The sequence below is a fragment of the Helicobacter felis ATCC 49179 genome, from assembly GCF_000200595.1.
Lineage (GTDB): Bacteria > Campylobacterota > Campylobacteria > Campylobacterales > Helicobacteraceae > Helicobacter > Helicobacter felis.
In genome coordinates this window covers 1,555,854-1,569,822 of record NC_014810.2, presented here as the reverse complement: position 1 = coordinate 1,569,822, position 13,969 = coordinate 1,555,854, and the positions used below count along the sequence as shown (strand labels likewise).

Here is a 13,969-nt window from a genome sequence, read left to right as displayed (position 1 = left end):
AAATTGAGATTTTAGACCTCTTCTTAGTATCCATCTTCAGTATTCGCCTTAAAGCTTCTATAATCCCTAATTTTTTTATCTGAAATAGGCTATAATAGGGATTAGATTTTTAAAAATAGGGAAGCAAATGATAGTAGCGGGTTTGAATCGTGTCTCTAAAGTTGTGTTAGCGGCGTGTGTTTTTTGCTCTGTAGGATTGCTACAGGCAAAAACAGAGAGGGTGCAGGCACGCCAATATTTCGATGTGGGTATGAAAGCCTATGCCAAAAAGCAGTATAAAAAAGCTATAGGGTATTTTAGAAAAGCGGCCACATTGGGCAATGCGCAGGCTTATGCTTATTTATCCGGAATGTATAATTTAGGTCAGGGTGTGCCAAAGGATTGGGATAAAGCAGAAGAGTATGAGCAAATGCTTTATTCTGTGGCTTATAGGGAGTACGCAGGTAGATTTAAGGGCAATAATCAAGACCTTGGAACGGCCGAGGAAGCTTTTAAACGAGGAGATTACCAACAGGCGTTGAAATATTACCAAAAAGCGGCGGATAAGGGGAGTGTGCGGGCATATAATAGCTTGGCTTTCATGTACAAAAATGGGCAAGGTGTGCCTCAGGACTACCAACAGGCGTTGAAATATTACCAAAAAGCGGCGGATAAGGGGAGTGTGCGGGCATATAATAGCTTGGCTTTCATGTACAAAAATGGCCAAGGTGTGCCTCAGGACTACCAACAGGCGCGATCCCAGTGATCAAAAGCGCATCATCATCCTTAGTAACCAACAAATAGACTAGGTCTTTTTTACCCTCTTGTCTAAATGTTTTGACATACTCTTTTTTTTGCGGGTGCTTTAAAGATAAGTTCAATATCTGGATTCTTTAATGTAGGCTCTACTAAGTACAAGTATTCTAAACGCCTTTGCCCATCGGTACGGCTTGCCAAATGCTCAATAAAGTTTTTATGATTTTTAACGCCCTCTAATGTCTTTAAAAACCCTTCCACATCTAAACTTACAGGTATAGGCGTAGCATGCGCGCTCAAATCAAGGCTTTTAATAAATGCCTCTTTGTCCTCTGCTTTTTCAATGACAGCAATGGGTTTAATCTCCCCATCACCATCTCTATTGGACTTCCCTCCTCCTTTATTAGGTTCTGCGCTAGAAGGACTAGGCTCCTCTTTTAGTGGCATTCCTCCCCCTCCATCATCCGGTGGTAATCCCCCCTCAATCTCTCTAATAAGGGCTTTGGTGGCGTTGTCAAACTCCGACTGCGTTGGCCTAGAGCGCGTAGGTGTTGTTTAAAATCTCCTACGCTAACACTCTTATTCAGCGCGGCTTTGATGTGGTATCTTAGGGCCGCTTGGCTGACCTTGCTATTGATGCTCTTAGCAAAAGGAATATGAAACATTGTGCGCACTACAAGCCCAAAGAGTGCCTTTGTAACTTGGTATTGTACAGCTCCTGAAACACTGGTGGCAATCGAAGAGCCTACTTGCTCGCCCGTGTTGGCTTTTAAAGGCGGCGGCAATCTTAGCATCTTGGTTAAAAAGGCGGTTAAACCCGCTGGCAATATCGATAAAGTCCTTAGAAGCTTGGCTAGAAAAAGTCCCCTCTTTAAGCCCCTCTAATCTTTTAAAAAAGGCTTGACTATCAAAAACCCTTAGCCCGTCATTTTCAAACAAAGAGCTTTTAAAAAGCCGATCTAGCATGTTGAGCTCTAGCACTTCTCTATTAGCTGGGCTTAAGCCCTTGCTTAGGCGCGTGAGGTTATCTAGCCCTGCTTCTCCCTGTCCTTGTGCGTATTTGAGCAAGCCCTCTAAGGCCTTTGCCTCGCTGCGTTTGGCATCTCTTAGCTTTAATCCTCCCCCATCCACCATCTTGAGCGTTTCTTTCATGGTGGCGTAGTCTTTGAGAGTGGTGTGATAGAGTTCTTGGTATTTTTTCCCTATTTCTGTAGGGAGCTGGCTAAAAAGGTCATCAATGCCCTCTTTAATGTCATGACGGAAAATATTTTGCGTGGTGTTGCGGATATAATCCTTTAGCCCCGGATTGCTGGCGTGTTTGGCGTGGCTATTGAGCGTTTTAAGCGCGTTGTTAAGCTGAGTGAAGCTTACCCCCTCTGGATTGTAGATATTGTTCTCAATGTGCTTTAAAAAGGGACGGGCTTCTAGCATAAGTCCCTGTTCTTCTAGCTCCTTGTAGATGTTTTTGACTTTGCTAGGCTCAAGTGTGGTCTTAAAGCCCTCTAACACCTCGGGGATAATGCGCTCTGTAGCCTCTGCATAACTCTGCCTAGTGCCCTTGTCTAAATCCTCAAAGATAGTCTTAATGTCTGCGGGGTTTAAGTGCAGTTGCTCTAATTGGGCTTCTAGGTTGCGCGTGGTTTTGTTTAAAATGCCTTTGAGCGTGTTGTGCGCGCGCGGGCTAGAGTTAGCCGCCTCGCTCATAAAGGCCAATAGAGTCCCGCTCTCATCGGCGCGAATCTGCTCAATAAAGGCACTTTGACGCTCAGAATGTTTGGGCAAAGTTAAGATATTATTGACAATATCATACGCCTTAAACATGGGCGAAGTTTCCCCAAACCTCTCTTTCATAGTCTGGGTTAAAGCAGAATTAGGAGTGTAAAACTTTGCCCCTGCGCCAAATTGTTCCCCAAACTCTTTAAGCGCGGCTTGTTACTCAGGGGTGCGCACCTGATCTATCAATCTTTGGGCGGCTTTGACATTTCCATTGAGCGCGCGCATGCCCATCCCTACAAAAGGCACATACTCAGCAATATCGCTAACTTTGTGCGCGATTTTGTGCGCGTTATTGGCTACGCCCTTAATGGTTTTACCTAGCAGGATACCAGCAACATCGCCCACCACATTGAGCGCGCCCTCTTGGAGCATATGGGCTAGATTTTCTTGAAAATTGTTCTCACGCTCTAGCACAAAGTTAGTCAAGAGCGCATCTAGTCCGCCCCCTCCAAAAGCCCCTAGCGCGCCCCCTGCTATCATGCCTGCTATCCCGCCCTTTTTGCCGGCTAAAACTCCCCCGGCAATGCTTCCAGCCATAGAAAAGGCGTTTGCTTTTAAAAGATTGGGGAATTGGTCAAAAAAATTATCATTGACCTTATAAAGCTGGCCCTCTTTGGCTACAAACATCTCCCCCTTTTCATCAAACACCGCCTTTTCAAACCCAAAACCCTTAGCTAGAGTTTGGGCCTCTTGGCGGTATTTTTCTTTGACTTTGGGGTCGCTGGAGCTAAAGAGTTCTTTAATATTCTTGTGTGCGGCAATGTTGTTTAAAAAAGTCATTGCCTTAGAAACATCTGCCACTAAACCCCGCCCCTTGATGTCCTCTTGATATTCCCTTAGAGCGTCATTATCCTCTTTGCTCAGGGCGTTCCAAATATACTTACCAATACTGGTGTCTTTGTAGATAAGATGCTTTTGTTCTTCGCTTAAGTCTTTGGCATCCTTAATTTTTAGAATGTCTTGGCGCATCTTCTCCTTATTGTATTCCTCCTGTGCGGCGTTTTTAAGAGGATTGCTCAATATCCCTATATTCTCAAAACCCTTTTTTTGCTAGATACTCTTGGGCTTGTTTGGGCAATTTGGCATAGGGCACTTTGCTTTTGAGCGCATCAAGGATTAGAGCCTCATAGCCTAGTCTCTGCTTTTTTGCCCCCTGTGTTTCATAAAGTCCTAGAGTGCCTACATAAATTAAGTCATCTGTCCAATTGGCCTCTTTTTCTAATGCTTGCGCGCGCGCGTTTAAATCCTCTAGGTTCATCTCTTTTACAAGCGCGCTAGGAGGCTCTAATTTCGCTTTTACATCTTGGCGTGGTGTATTTGTAGGCTTGATGCCATTCTGGGGCAATTTAGCGGGGGTTTGTTCTGGAGTTTGAGGGGGCTCAAACTCAAAACTCACTTTGGAGTTCTTTAAATCGTTATAGAGCGCGCGCTCCACTTGCTCAGCGTCTAGGCCATTGTCTTCATAATACTTTTTTAAAGGCGCGTAATTGAAGTTATTCTTTTGTGTTTGAATGAATTTTAAAACTTCTTCTTGGCTCACCCCATCGGCTTCTAAACGGGCAAAATCTAGCATCTTTGTCATCATAAACCCCTTGATAAGGGGCTAAGATAGCCTAAAACACAGAGGGAAAAAAGGGTTAACGACAGTTACGCACTCACGCCGCGTGGTTTTAAAGCCACGGTGGTGTAGTAGTGCTTGCCTTAATTTTGCTATAATGCTTGCAGGCTATGCTTTGTGTGTCCACTTTTAGGCAATTTGGAGAAATTAACTTTTGTTAATGGGTTGGGGGTTATAGCGGGTGATACCCCAGAAAGGGGATACACAAATGAAGCTAATCATTGTTTTAGTGGTCATGATGGTGTTCGCCTCACCATTGTATTAAAGACCTAGCGGGGGTAACCCCGCTTAACCACTAGAACAAGTATAGCTTATTTCTTTTCTTTCGTGCTTAAGTCCTATGTGGAGCTCTTTCACGCGGTGGGGTTTGTCAAAACAACATGCCATGATTTAGTGCCTTTAGCTTTTGCCTCTGCTTAGTGTAGTTCATCTTAGTTTTACTTGGCTCTTTTTTAGTTTTACGCGCAGAGACATACTCCCCATAGCTAAAGCTAGGGGCTTTACGGCGCGGTTGGTAAGATAACCCCTAGGGCTACACCCTCCAACTTGGGCGGGGTTTAAAAACACTCCTTGTAGGCTCTAGGGCTTTAAAAGGGGCTTTGACCTCCGGGTGGTTGATGCAACTAGCCAGCGCGTCAATACAATCATCTTGTTTAAAGGGTCTATCAGGATTAAAGCTAAAAAGCTCTTTTTGGAGTTGCTCGATATTTTGGCATGCATGGCTAAAGACTAAAAAACCTGTGTTGTAGTAGGGACGCATGGCCTTAATTTTCTCCACTTTGGAGACTTTTCTACTAGGGGTGTAGCAAAAGATAGAATCGTTTAAAGGGGCTTTATGTTGTTCTTTGGCCCTTTGATTGAACTTGACAAGCTCGACTAATAAAAGCCTGTGCAAGATGAACCCGCCCCCATCACTCTCAATATAAGTCTTAGCCTCTGTGTATTGCGCCTTAGCCTGTAAAATGTGCTTGATGGTGTCCTCCTCGCTCCAAATTCCACAAAAACAATCCAGCACACAATAGCGCGCGCTGTCTTTATAATTCTCCACCCCCACCACCACCACCGCGCGGTTATCCGCGCTTTCTTTCAAACTCATCGCATTATCCACAAAAATATAAGTGTTCAACTGCCCCAATTCGTGCAAAAACACGCTTTTAAAATAGTCTTGCTCAAAATAACCCCCAGAACTCGCTAGAGGCTCTTGGAGATATTGCGCGCTGAACTCGTAATTACCCATCTGCGCCTCTTTGATGATTTGGGGGATGCAAACAAGGATGTGGCTTTTATTAACGCGGGATACCTATGTCCTTTAAGCTCTTTGTGGGGGATAAAATGTTTCTTTTACCGCAATTTATCGTTAAAAAACCATTGCCTCACCTATTATATACGTAAAAAACTATAAGAAAAAACTTTTTGAACGCGCGCATGCACGCGCGCCCGTGAGCTATAGTTTTTTAAACAAAAAACATTTGAACTTAGATCAACTGGAATGTAGTGCTAACGCACTACTTACATTTTGTCTGTGGGAGGGAAGACCCCCCACACCCTCCCTTTAGCTTTTAAGATGAAAAAATTGAGCTTAGAAGGTCATGGAACGCTTTTTGGGTGCAGGTAAATGTTTTTAGAATATGGGTTGATGGTATTGTGTTGATTGTAGAGCTTTTTAGAGGGCTAGAAACGCTATTTAAACAAACAAAACCATAAGAGGACAAAAACGGATCTAAAAGTCCATTTTCACTTAAACACTTTTCCACAATTTATCTGTACAAGAAACAATGCAACGCACACAAAAATAGGTCAAGACCAGGGGACACAGCCCCCAAACCCCCAAAAGAAGCTTTTGAAATGGGAATTAGACATTTTGTTTGAAAAATCCACGCTCCTAGAGCAATCATGTTTTATGAGTGTAAAAGAAATGTGTTAAACTAAACATACATAGCGTTTAAATCGTTTCTAGGGGGTCATAAAGCACTAAGGTTAGGGGTTATCAAACTATGGTTTAGGGGTGTGTGTGGCTTGTGGTGGATTTTGGAGTAAAGATTGTGAAACCTAAAACTTGTGTTAAAATACCCCTTTTTGAGGATGCCATGCAAGAAATTGCCACACAAACAAAGCAAGACAAGGGACAAGACGCACAAGCCAAACGCAATGAGTTGTTTAAGACCATTTGGGGCATTGCGGATAAATTGCGCGGAGCGGTGGATGGGTGGGATTTTAAGCAATTTGTGTTGGGTATCATCTTTTACCGCTACCTCTCGGAGAATTTAACAGCCTATATCAACGCCAATGAGCGGGCTTTAAACCCGGATTTTGATTATTCTGCTCTTCAAGACGCACAGGCCAAGCAGGCTAAAGATTTGCTTTTAGAAGAAAAGGGCTTTTTCATCCCCCCTAGTGAGCTTTTTAGCAATGTGCTTAAGCGGGCGGATACAGATGGAAACCTTAATACCAAGTTAAATAAAATCTTTCAAAACATTGAAGACTCCAGCCTAGAGGGCGAGGCACAGGAGAATTTTAGAGGGCTTTTTGCAGATTTGGACATGGATAGCAACAAGCTAGGCAATGGCGTTAAGGAGAAAAACGAAAAGATTAGAAGCCTTCTAAAAGCTGTGGGGGCGATGAAAATTGAGGACTACCAAGAGAGCGGGATCGATGTTTTCGGGGACGCTTATGAATTCTTGATGGGCATGTATGCCAGCGATGCCGGCAAGAGTGGGGGCGAGTTTTTCACCCCCCAAGAGGTGAGCGAATTATTGGCTAAGCTGGTTTTGCACGGGCAAAAGGACATCAATAAAGTTTATGACCCTTGTTGTGGGAGCGGGTCGCTCTTGCTCAAATTTGCCAAGATTTTAGGTAAAGAGAACATCAAGCAGGGCTTTTTTGGCCAAGAGATCAACCTAACCACCTACAACCTTTGCCGGGCGAATATGTTTTTACATAACATTGAATACAACCAATTTGACATCGCCCACGGCGACACCTTGCTAAACCCCCAACTGGAGGACTTCGAGCCCTTTGATGCCATTGTGTCTAACCCCCCCTACTCCACCAAGTGGGTGGGCGATGATGATCCTTTGCTCATCAACGACCCCCGTTTTGCCCCTGCGGGGGTGCTCGCTCCCTGTAAATATGCGGATTTGGCTTTTACCATGCACATGCTTTCTTGGCTCTCAGTTAAGGGGACTTGTGCGATCGTGCAGTTTCCCGGCGTGTTGTATCGGGGCGGGGCAGAGGCAAAGATCCGCCAACATCTCATAGATCGTAATTTTGTGGATGGGGTGATCGCTTTAGCTCCCGATCTTTTCTTTGGGACCAACATCCCCACTTGCGTGTTGATCTTACGCAAGAACAAGCCCGATGATCGGGTGCTGTTTGTGGATGCCAGTGCGGAGTTTGTGCGTCAAGACACCAAAAACAAGCTAGCCCCAAGTAACATCGCTAAGATCCTCAAAGTCTATGAGAGCCGAGAAGAGATCGCGCATTTTTCGATCTTGGTGGGGGCAGAGCAGATTAGAGCCAATGGCTATAATCTCTCGGTGAGTCGGTATTTAGACCCTAAAGAAGAGGGAGAAGCCCTAGACATTGCTCACTTAAACGCCCAAATCGTCGCCATAGTGGCTAAACAACAAGCCCTAAGAGAGGGGCTAGATAAAATCATCAATGGTTTAGAAAATGGAGCATAAGAGAGAATTTAGAGCGTCCTCTTGCAGGCAAGTACCCGCTATTCATAGCGGTGAGACCTCTAAATTAGACAGATTATACAACAAAGTTTCCATAGGAAGTTGAATGTTTGATTTGCAAAATGCATTTTTTCAAAAAATATCCGCATTATTTTTAGATATGCCACATTTGATGACAGAGGAGTTTGAAACAAAAATCAAACAAAGCATTGGGGTTTTACACCACGGCTATTTATGGGGGGCTTGTAAAGAAGCCCAAATCTTACTCAAAAAGAAAAATGGCGCGCTTGAAAGAAATCTATTTGATCTGATCATGCAGTTTTACAACAAAAGGCGCAACGCCCACCAAGCTAGTTTCTTGCTGTTACAATGTTTTGAGAACGCCCTAAGAAGCACGATGGCTGTTGTGGTTGCTAATGCGCTCAACACAAACCAAGATGATTGGTTCATGCAAGACTCCCAAAACCAGATGCAACAGCACCTTGTGCAGAAAATCGATGCCATCATTGCCCTACGCAATAAGAAACGCCAAATACCCAAACACACCATGAATTCGTTTGATGTCTTTGATTTGTTCTCTTTGGGGGACTTAGAATTTATTTTAAACAGGCATTATTACCCGTATTTTGAATCTTTTTTTGCAAAGCCAAAAACCTACAAAAATCAAGAAATCCCTATCTTTGGCACAAAGACACATGCGCTCAACACCATCGCACGCATTAGAGATGCAAGAAATGAGATTTTTCACAACAAGCCCACAAAGATCAAATTTAAAAAAGACTTGGAAATTTTGCTGGTGAGGCTGGGCTACAACCTCCAAAAAGCTTGCGCCCTAGAGGATTTGCGCCCCTTTTTCCATCTAAAATTCAACTATGCCAAGACTCAACGAGCGCAACATGCCTAAACACCCCTTAGAAAAGCTGTTATTAGAGCATTGCCCGCAGGGGGTGGAGTTTGTGGAATTGGGGGAGGTGTGTAGTTTGCTTAATGGTTATTCCTTTAAAAAAAGCGACTATGTGGAAAAATCTAACACTTTGTTAATCAGAATGGGCAACATCCGCCCTAATGGCGGGTTTAATCCTGAACACAAACCCATTTACTTACCTGACAGCTTTTTAGAAAAATATAAAAATTATGCTTTGAGCGATGGGGATATTCTTATCGCTATGAGTGGCAATAATGTTGGTATGACATCCCTTATCAAAAATATTAAGGGCAGAAAATTATTACTTAATCAGCGTGTTGCCAAACCTCACAATCTCAGTCCTAACATTCATGTCCCATTTTTGTATTATGTTTTAATTACTCAACGAGTCAAAAAATATATTCAATCTTTATCGGATGCAGCGGCACAACCAAATTTAAGCACAGCAAGCATTCTAGCCCTCAAAATCCCCCTACCCCCTCTAATCATACAAGAGAAAATAGTAACCATTCTTGATTGCTTTACAGAGCTTAGCGCAGAGCTTAGCGCAAGAAAAAAACAATATTCTTATTATCTCAATGCTCTTTTAGACTTTGGCACCCCCACAAGCCCCCGCCTTGGACGCCATGCCCTGCTTAAGGAATCGTTTAAGGTGGAGTGGGTGGAATTGGGCACTATTGGGGAATTTGTGCGGGGTAGTGGGCTGACTAAGGCGGATTTACACCCTGATAATCCTAACGGGGAGCTAGTGGGGGCAATCCACTATGGAGAGATTCACACTTTTTATAATGTCCACACGAGCAAAACTAAAAGCTTTATCACGCAAGAGCTGGCTAAGAAGTTAAAACCTGTATATTGTGGGAACTTAGTGATTGTGGGGGTGAGTGAAAACCCCGCTGATGTGTGTAAGGCGGTGGCTTACTTGGGGCAAGAAACTATCTATATAGGCGGGGACACTTTTGCCCTAAGACACCAACAAAACCCGAAATACTTGGCCTATCTGTTTCAAACACAAGCCTTTAAGGATTTTAAGCTGAAATACACTTGCGGGGCAAAGGTGAGTCGCTTGAATTTACAAGACTTAAAGACTTTTTTAATCCCCCTCCCCCCTCTTGCCCTGCAAGAAAAAATCGTGGAGATTTTAGACCAATTTAACGCCCTCACCACAGACTTACAGCAGGGACTACCCGCTGAGATCGAGGCAAGAGAAAAACAATACACCCACTACCTAAACGCGCTTTTAGACTTTGGCGTGGCTACTGGGGGGGGGGGGGGTAAGCCTTGATTGGTTGGACAAACACCCGCTTAAAACTTGGATTTTACAAGAGTGGGGCACATCTGTGCTAAAGCCCACTTCTAAACATCCCTTAAAAAAGTTATTGCAAGAGCATTGCCCGCAAGGCGTGGAGTGGGTGGAACTGGGCGAGATTGGGGAGTTTGTGCGGGGCAGTGGGCTCACTAAGGCAGATTTACACCCCGATAATCCTAGCGGGGAGCTGGTGGGGGCGATCCACTATGGAGAAATCCACACCTTCTACAACACCCACACCGCCCAAACCAAAAGCTTTGTTAGCCCAGAGCTGGCTAAAAAATTAAAGCCTGTGTATTGTGGGGACATTATCCTAACCACCACTAGCGAGGATTTAAAGGGGCTTTGTAAGGCTGTGGCGTGGCTTGGAGATAGCCAAATTGTAACAGGAGGGCATGCCGCTATTTTTAGGCATCACCAAAACCCTAAATATCTAGCCTATTGGTTTCACACTAAAGATTTTATTAAGCAGAAAAGAAAAATCGCCTATGGTACAAAAGTTACAGAGGTGAAGCCCAGCGACCTTGCCCGCTGTATAATCCCCCTCCCCCCTTTGGCGATCCAAGCTAAAATCGTAGAAATTTTAGACCAATTCAACGCCCTCACCACCGACCTACAAGAGGGGATCCCGGCAGAGATAGAGGCAAGAGAAAAGCAATACCAACACTACCTCAACACCTTGCTAAATTTTAAGGAGAGCGCATGTCAGAGCAGAGCACTTTAGAAAAGATCGCCCAAGGGGATTTGAGCACCGTGGTGGCTAGCAAGCCCGCCAACAAGGCTAGAGCCACCACCTACCAAAAAGAAGCAGAGCTAGAGGCGTATTTAATAGAACAACTCCAAGCCCAAGGTTACACTCTGTTAAAGCCCGCCACTGAAGAGAGCCTTAAAGCGAATTTAAAAACCCAAATTGAAAGGCTCAATGCTCTTACTTTCAGCGATCGCGAATGGGCGCGTTTTACCCAACAAATCAACCCCCGTAATGCCACCTTTATCGACAAAACCCGCATGCTCCAGCACGAAAATAGCCAGTCCTTTAAATTTGACAATGGGGACACGAAAAATATCCAGCTTTTAGACAAAAGGCACATCCACAACAATTATCTACAAGTGATCCAGCAATACCCCACCCCGGGCAAAGAGCACCGCTATGATGTGAGCATTTTGGTCAATGGTCTGCCCCTAGTGCATATCGAGCTTAAAAAAAGAGGGGTGCAGTTAAAAGAGGCTTTTAGCCAAATCCGTAACTACCACAAGACAAGCATGGACGCTCCGGGTAGCTTGTTTGGCTTTGTGCAGATCTTTGTGATCAGCAATGGCACACAGACCAAGTATTACAGCAACACCACAGCCAGCGACACAAGCAAGGACTCTTACAAATTCACCAGTTTTTGGGCGGACAAGAATAACGAGCACATTGGGGATTTACAGGATTTTATCCCCACTTTCTTTGACAAGCACACCCTCTTAAGCCTTCTGCTTTATTATTGTGTGTGCACCAGTGAATCTAAGTTGCTTGCCATGCGCCCTTACCAAGTCGTGGCGGTGGAGGAGATTTTAAAGCAGGTTGTGATCACACACCACAACAAAAACTACGGCAAGCCCAAGAATGGGGGCTTCGTGTGGCACACCACGGGCAGCGGTAAGACTTTAACCAGCTTTAAACTCGCCCAGTTGGCAGGGCGTTTAGACTTCATCTCTAAAGTGGTGTTTGTGGTGGATCGCAAGGACTTGGACCACCAAACCATGAAAGAATACGAGAGATACCAAAAAAACAGCGCAAGCTCCAACAAGAACACCAAAACCCTACAGCTCCAGCTAGAAAACCCCGACCCTAGCAAAAAGACCATCATCACCACGATCCAAAAGTTGCATAAATTCATCAAGAGTAACCCTAAGTCATCCATTTTAGAGCAAGAGGTGTTGTTCATCTTTGATGAGTGCCATCGAAGCCAGCTAGGCAAAATGCACGCCGACATCGCGCGGGCTTTTAAGAAACACCATTTTTATGGATTCACCGGCACGCCCATTTTTGAGGAAAATTGCGAGGGCAAAGAACACGCCATCACACAAGAAAGATTTGGCAGAAAATTACACCATTACACGATCGTCCATGCAATCCAAGATAAAAATGTCTTGCCCTTCTTAATGCACTATTGCCACATCAGTACAGATATGGAACTCAAGAGCGAGGCGGATTTTTGCCACCCTAAACGCACCGCTAAGGTTGTGGAATACATCTTAAACAATTTTGCCCAAGTTACAAAGGGGAGTTTTAATGCGATCTTGGCATGTGCAAGCATTGAAATGGCTAAGACCTATTACCAAGCCTTTAAAGAGTACCAGCACCCCCTAAAAACCGCCCTCATCTACAGCTATAGCCCCAGCGATGACCTCGAGGATGAAAACAACGAAGAGGCAGATAAGCTCTTGCCCACCGATAAGGATTTTTTAGCACAAGCGATCCAAGATTATAACCGCAACTTTGGGAGCAATTACGGTATCGATCTCTTTAACGACTACTATAAAGATGTTTCTCAACGGATGAAGGGCAGAGAGATCGATTTGCTCATTGTGGTGAATATGTTTTTAACCGGCTTTGACGCGCCCACTTGTAACACGCTTTGGGTGGATAAAAACTTAAGATACCATGGCTTACTGCAAGCCTTTTCAAGGACAAACCGCCCCCACAATAGCGTTAAGAGTGAGGGCAATATTGTGTGTTTTAGACTTTTAGAAGAGAATTTAAACGACGCTTTAAGGCTCTTTGGCCAAGAGGATTCGCATGAAATTGTGATCTTGGGGGGCTTTGAAGAGACCTATGCCAAATACAAAGGTTTGGTATCCAAACTCTTAAGCACATATCCGCTCAGCGCATTTGCACAATACACAAGATCGGAGAGCGACCAAGAGGTGTTCATCAATCTTTATGGTGAAATTCTCAAAATACGCAATGTTCTAGTGTGCTTTGCCGAGTTTAGTGCAGATAAAGAGCTCATTAGTCCTAGAGATTTGCAAGACTACCAAGGGCATTACTTAGACTTGCATGAGCGCTTTAGGGGGTCTAGAGAAAGTCCAAACAAAGCACATCAAGAGTTTGACGATCGTTGTGTGTTTGAAATGGAGCTGGTTAGGCAAGTGGAGATCAACATTGATTATATTTTAAACCTCATTGCAGAGGGTAAGGCTGAAGAAGATATTTTACGCGCCATCAAATCCAGCCCCAAAATGCGCAGCAAACAAGAAGTGATTTTAAGCTTTTGGGAGTTCTTCAAACAGCACCCAAGTCCAGATATCCAAGCCAGTTTTAGAGATTATATGGATAGGCAACGCAAACAAGAATTTGCCCGCATCATCCAACATTATCAACTCCAAGAAAAACTCGCCTATGATTTTATATCCAAAGCCTTTAAGCACCATAACATCAGCTTTAAGGGGACGCAATTTCCCACACTTCTGCCTAAAGAAAGGGCATCGTTTTTTAGTATAAACCCTGAAGATCGGCCCATGCGCAACCATTTAAAAAATCAAGTACAATCTGTTCTACAAGCCTTTTTTGACAAATACCATGATATTTCTACTCAGGATTGGAAATAATTGAGTAGTTTTGTGAGCAAAAATTTTGATTTTAAAACAAAACACTCTAGTTTAGAGTTTAACGCTAGACTGGTTCCAAGAATTGCACAGGCAGAAATTTATCTAAGAAACATTGTAGATTTTTGTATGCAAATAAACGCCAATAATTTTGCGTGGATTGTGGGCGAGTCCTACTTAAACACTGAGATTGATAAAATCAATAGACGAGCGAGAAGAGATAAGCAACTCAAGAAGACATAGAGCATGTCCAATCAGCCGATTTAAGAGCTTATAATTCTTACTTGTTGTCTAATTTAACTTTGGGGTCTATCATTGTTATTATCAAACAA

The 13,969-nt window shown here is 43.9% G+C and carries 11 protein-coding genes and 1 pseudogene; 6 read left to right on the top strand and 6 right to left on the bottom strand.

Annotation, left to right across the window (positions count from 1 at the left end; genetic code table 11):
- Nucleotides 1-127 precede the first annotated feature (127 nt).
- A complete protein-coding gene (locus HFELIS_RS08610) occupies nucleotides 128-745 on the top strand; it encodes a tetratricopeptide repeat protein (protein WP_013470042.1) in 618 nt (205 codons plus the stop codon).
- A 62-nt stretch (nucleotides 746-807) separates the two neighbouring features.
- Here the strand turns inward: HFELIS_RS08610 and HFELIS_RS07935 are convergent, their stop codons facing one another.
- From HFELIS_RS07935 to HFELIS_RS07915, 6 genes and pseudogenes are all read right to left on the bottom strand, one after another.
- Entirely contained in the window at nucleotides 808-1,182 is a 375-nt protein-coding gene (locus tag HFELIS_RS07935) for a hypothetical protein (protein WP_049776975.1), read from the bottom strand.
- On the bottom strand, nucleotides 1,173-1,400 hold the full coding sequence (locus HFELIS_RS08605) for a hypothetical protein (protein WP_049776973.1): 228 nt from the start codon (nucleotides 1,398-1,400) through the stop codon (nucleotides 1,173-1,175). Before HFELIS_RS08605 ends, HFELIS_RS07935 begins: the two co-directional genes overlap by 10 nt.
- Nucleotides 1,378-2,586, bottom strand: a complete 1,209-nt coding sequence (locus HFELIS_RS08600) for a hypothetical protein (RefSeq protein WP_148229952.1) — start codon at nucleotides 2,584-2,586, stop codon at nucleotides 1,378-1,380. The genes HFELIS_RS08605 and HFELIS_RS08600 overlap by 23 nt, the downstream gene beginning before the upstream one ends.
- 81 nt (nucleotides 2,587-2,667) lie before the next feature.
- Entirely contained in the window at nucleotides 2,668-3,480 is an 813-nt protein-coding gene (locus HFELIS_RS07925; RefSeq protein WP_148229951.1) for a hypothetical protein, read from the bottom strand.
- Between the two features lie 64 nt (nucleotides 3,481-3,544).
- Nucleotides 3,545-4,093, bottom strand: coding sequence for a hypothetical protein (locus HFELIS_RS07920; RefSeq protein WP_041302915.1), 549 nt, complete (start codon nucleotides 4,091-4,093; stop codon nucleotides 3,545-3,547).
- 568 nt (nucleotides 4,094-4,661) lie between these two features.
- Nucleotides 4,662-5,369, bottom strand: a pseudogene (locus HFELIS_RS07915) (hypothetical protein); the annotation flags it as partial.
- A gap of 847 nt (nucleotides 5,370-6,216) precedes the next feature.
- On the opposite strand from HFELIS_RS07915, the gene HFELIS_RS07910 reads away from it, so the two are divergent.
- From HFELIS_RS07910 to HFELIS_RS07890, 5 genes are all read left to right on the top strand, one after another.
- Entirely contained in the window at nucleotides 6,217-7,812 is a 1,596-nt protein-coding gene (locus tag HFELIS_RS07910) for a type I restriction-modification system subunit M (protein ID WP_041303413.1), read from the top strand.
- 103 nt (nucleotides 7,813-7,915) lie between these two features.
- Nucleotides 7,916-8,713 carry a hypothetical protein gene (locus HFELIS_RS07905; protein ID WP_013470037.1) on the top strand — a complete coding sequence of 266 codons (798 nt, stop codon included), beginning with the start codon at nucleotides 7,916-7,918 and terminating at the stop codon, nucleotides 8,711-8,713.
- Nucleotides 8,682-10,019, top strand: coding sequence for a restriction endonuclease subunit S (locus tag HFELIS_RS08595; RefSeq protein WP_148229950.1), 1,338 nt, complete (start codon nucleotides 8,682-8,684; stop codon nucleotides 10,017-10,019). The genes HFELIS_RS07905 and HFELIS_RS08595 overlap by 32 nt, the downstream gene beginning before the upstream one ends.
- Before the next feature lie 4 nt (nucleotides 10,020-10,023).
- Nucleotides 10,024-10,767: a restriction endonuclease subunit S gene (locus HFELIS_RS07895; RefSeq protein WP_013470035.1), complete on the top strand. Its 744-nt coding sequence runs from the start codon at nucleotides 10,024-10,026 to the stop codon at nucleotides 10,765-10,767.
- On the top strand, nucleotides 10,746-13,640 hold the full coding sequence (locus HFELIS_RS07890) for a type I restriction endonuclease subunit R (protein ID WP_013470034.1): 2,895 nt from the start codon (nucleotides 10,746-10,748) through the stop codon (nucleotides 13,638-13,640). Before HFELIS_RS07895 ends, HFELIS_RS07890 begins: the two co-directional genes overlap by 22 nt.
- Nucleotides 13,641-13,969: the final 329 nt, after the last annotated feature.

What these genes read in the sequence shown, in the direction of transcription:
- HFELIS_RS08610 (WP_013470042.1), top strand. Translation starts at nt 128, where the DNA reads ATGATAGTAGCGGGTTTGAATCGTGTCTCTAAAGTTGTGTTAGCGGCG.
- HFELIS_RS07935 (WP_049776975.1), bottom strand. Translation starts at nt 1,182, where the DNA reads ATGCCACTAAAAGAGGAGCCTAGTCCTTCTAGCGCAGAACCTAATAAA.
- HFELIS_RS08605 (WP_049776973.1), bottom strand. Translation starts at nt 1,400, where the DNA reads ATGTTTCATATTCCTTTTGCTAAGAGCATCAATAGCAAGGTCAGCCAA.
- HFELIS_RS08600 (WP_148229952.1), bottom strand. Translation starts at nt 2,586, where the DNA reads ATGAAAGAGAGGTTTGGGGAAACTTCGCCCATGTTTAAGGCGTATGAT.
- HFELIS_RS07925 (WP_148229951.1), bottom strand. Translation starts at nt 3,480, where the DNA reads ATGCGCCAAGACATTCTAAAAATTAAGGATGCCAAAGACTTAAGCGAA.
- HFELIS_RS07920 (WP_041302915.1), bottom strand. Translation starts at nt 4,093, where the DNA reads ATGACAAAGATGCTAGATTTTGCCCGTTTAGAAGCCGATGGGGTGAGC.
- HFELIS_RS07910 (WP_041303413.1), top strand. Translation starts at nt 6,217, where the DNA reads ATGCAAGAAATTGCCACACAAACAAAGCAAGACAAGGGACAAGACGCA.
- HFELIS_RS07905 (WP_013470037.1), top strand. Translation starts at nt 7,916, where the DNA reads ATGTTTGATTTGCAAAATGCATTTTTTCAAAAAATATCCGCATTATTT.
- HFELIS_RS08595 (WP_148229950.1), top strand. Translation starts at nt 8,682, where the DNA reads ATGCCAAGACTCAACGAGCGCAACATGCCTAAACACCCCTTAGAAAAG.
- HFELIS_RS07890 (WP_013470034.1), top strand. Translation starts at nt 10,746, where the DNA reads ATGTCAGAGCAGAGCACTTTAGAAAAGATCGCCCAAGGGGATTTGAGC.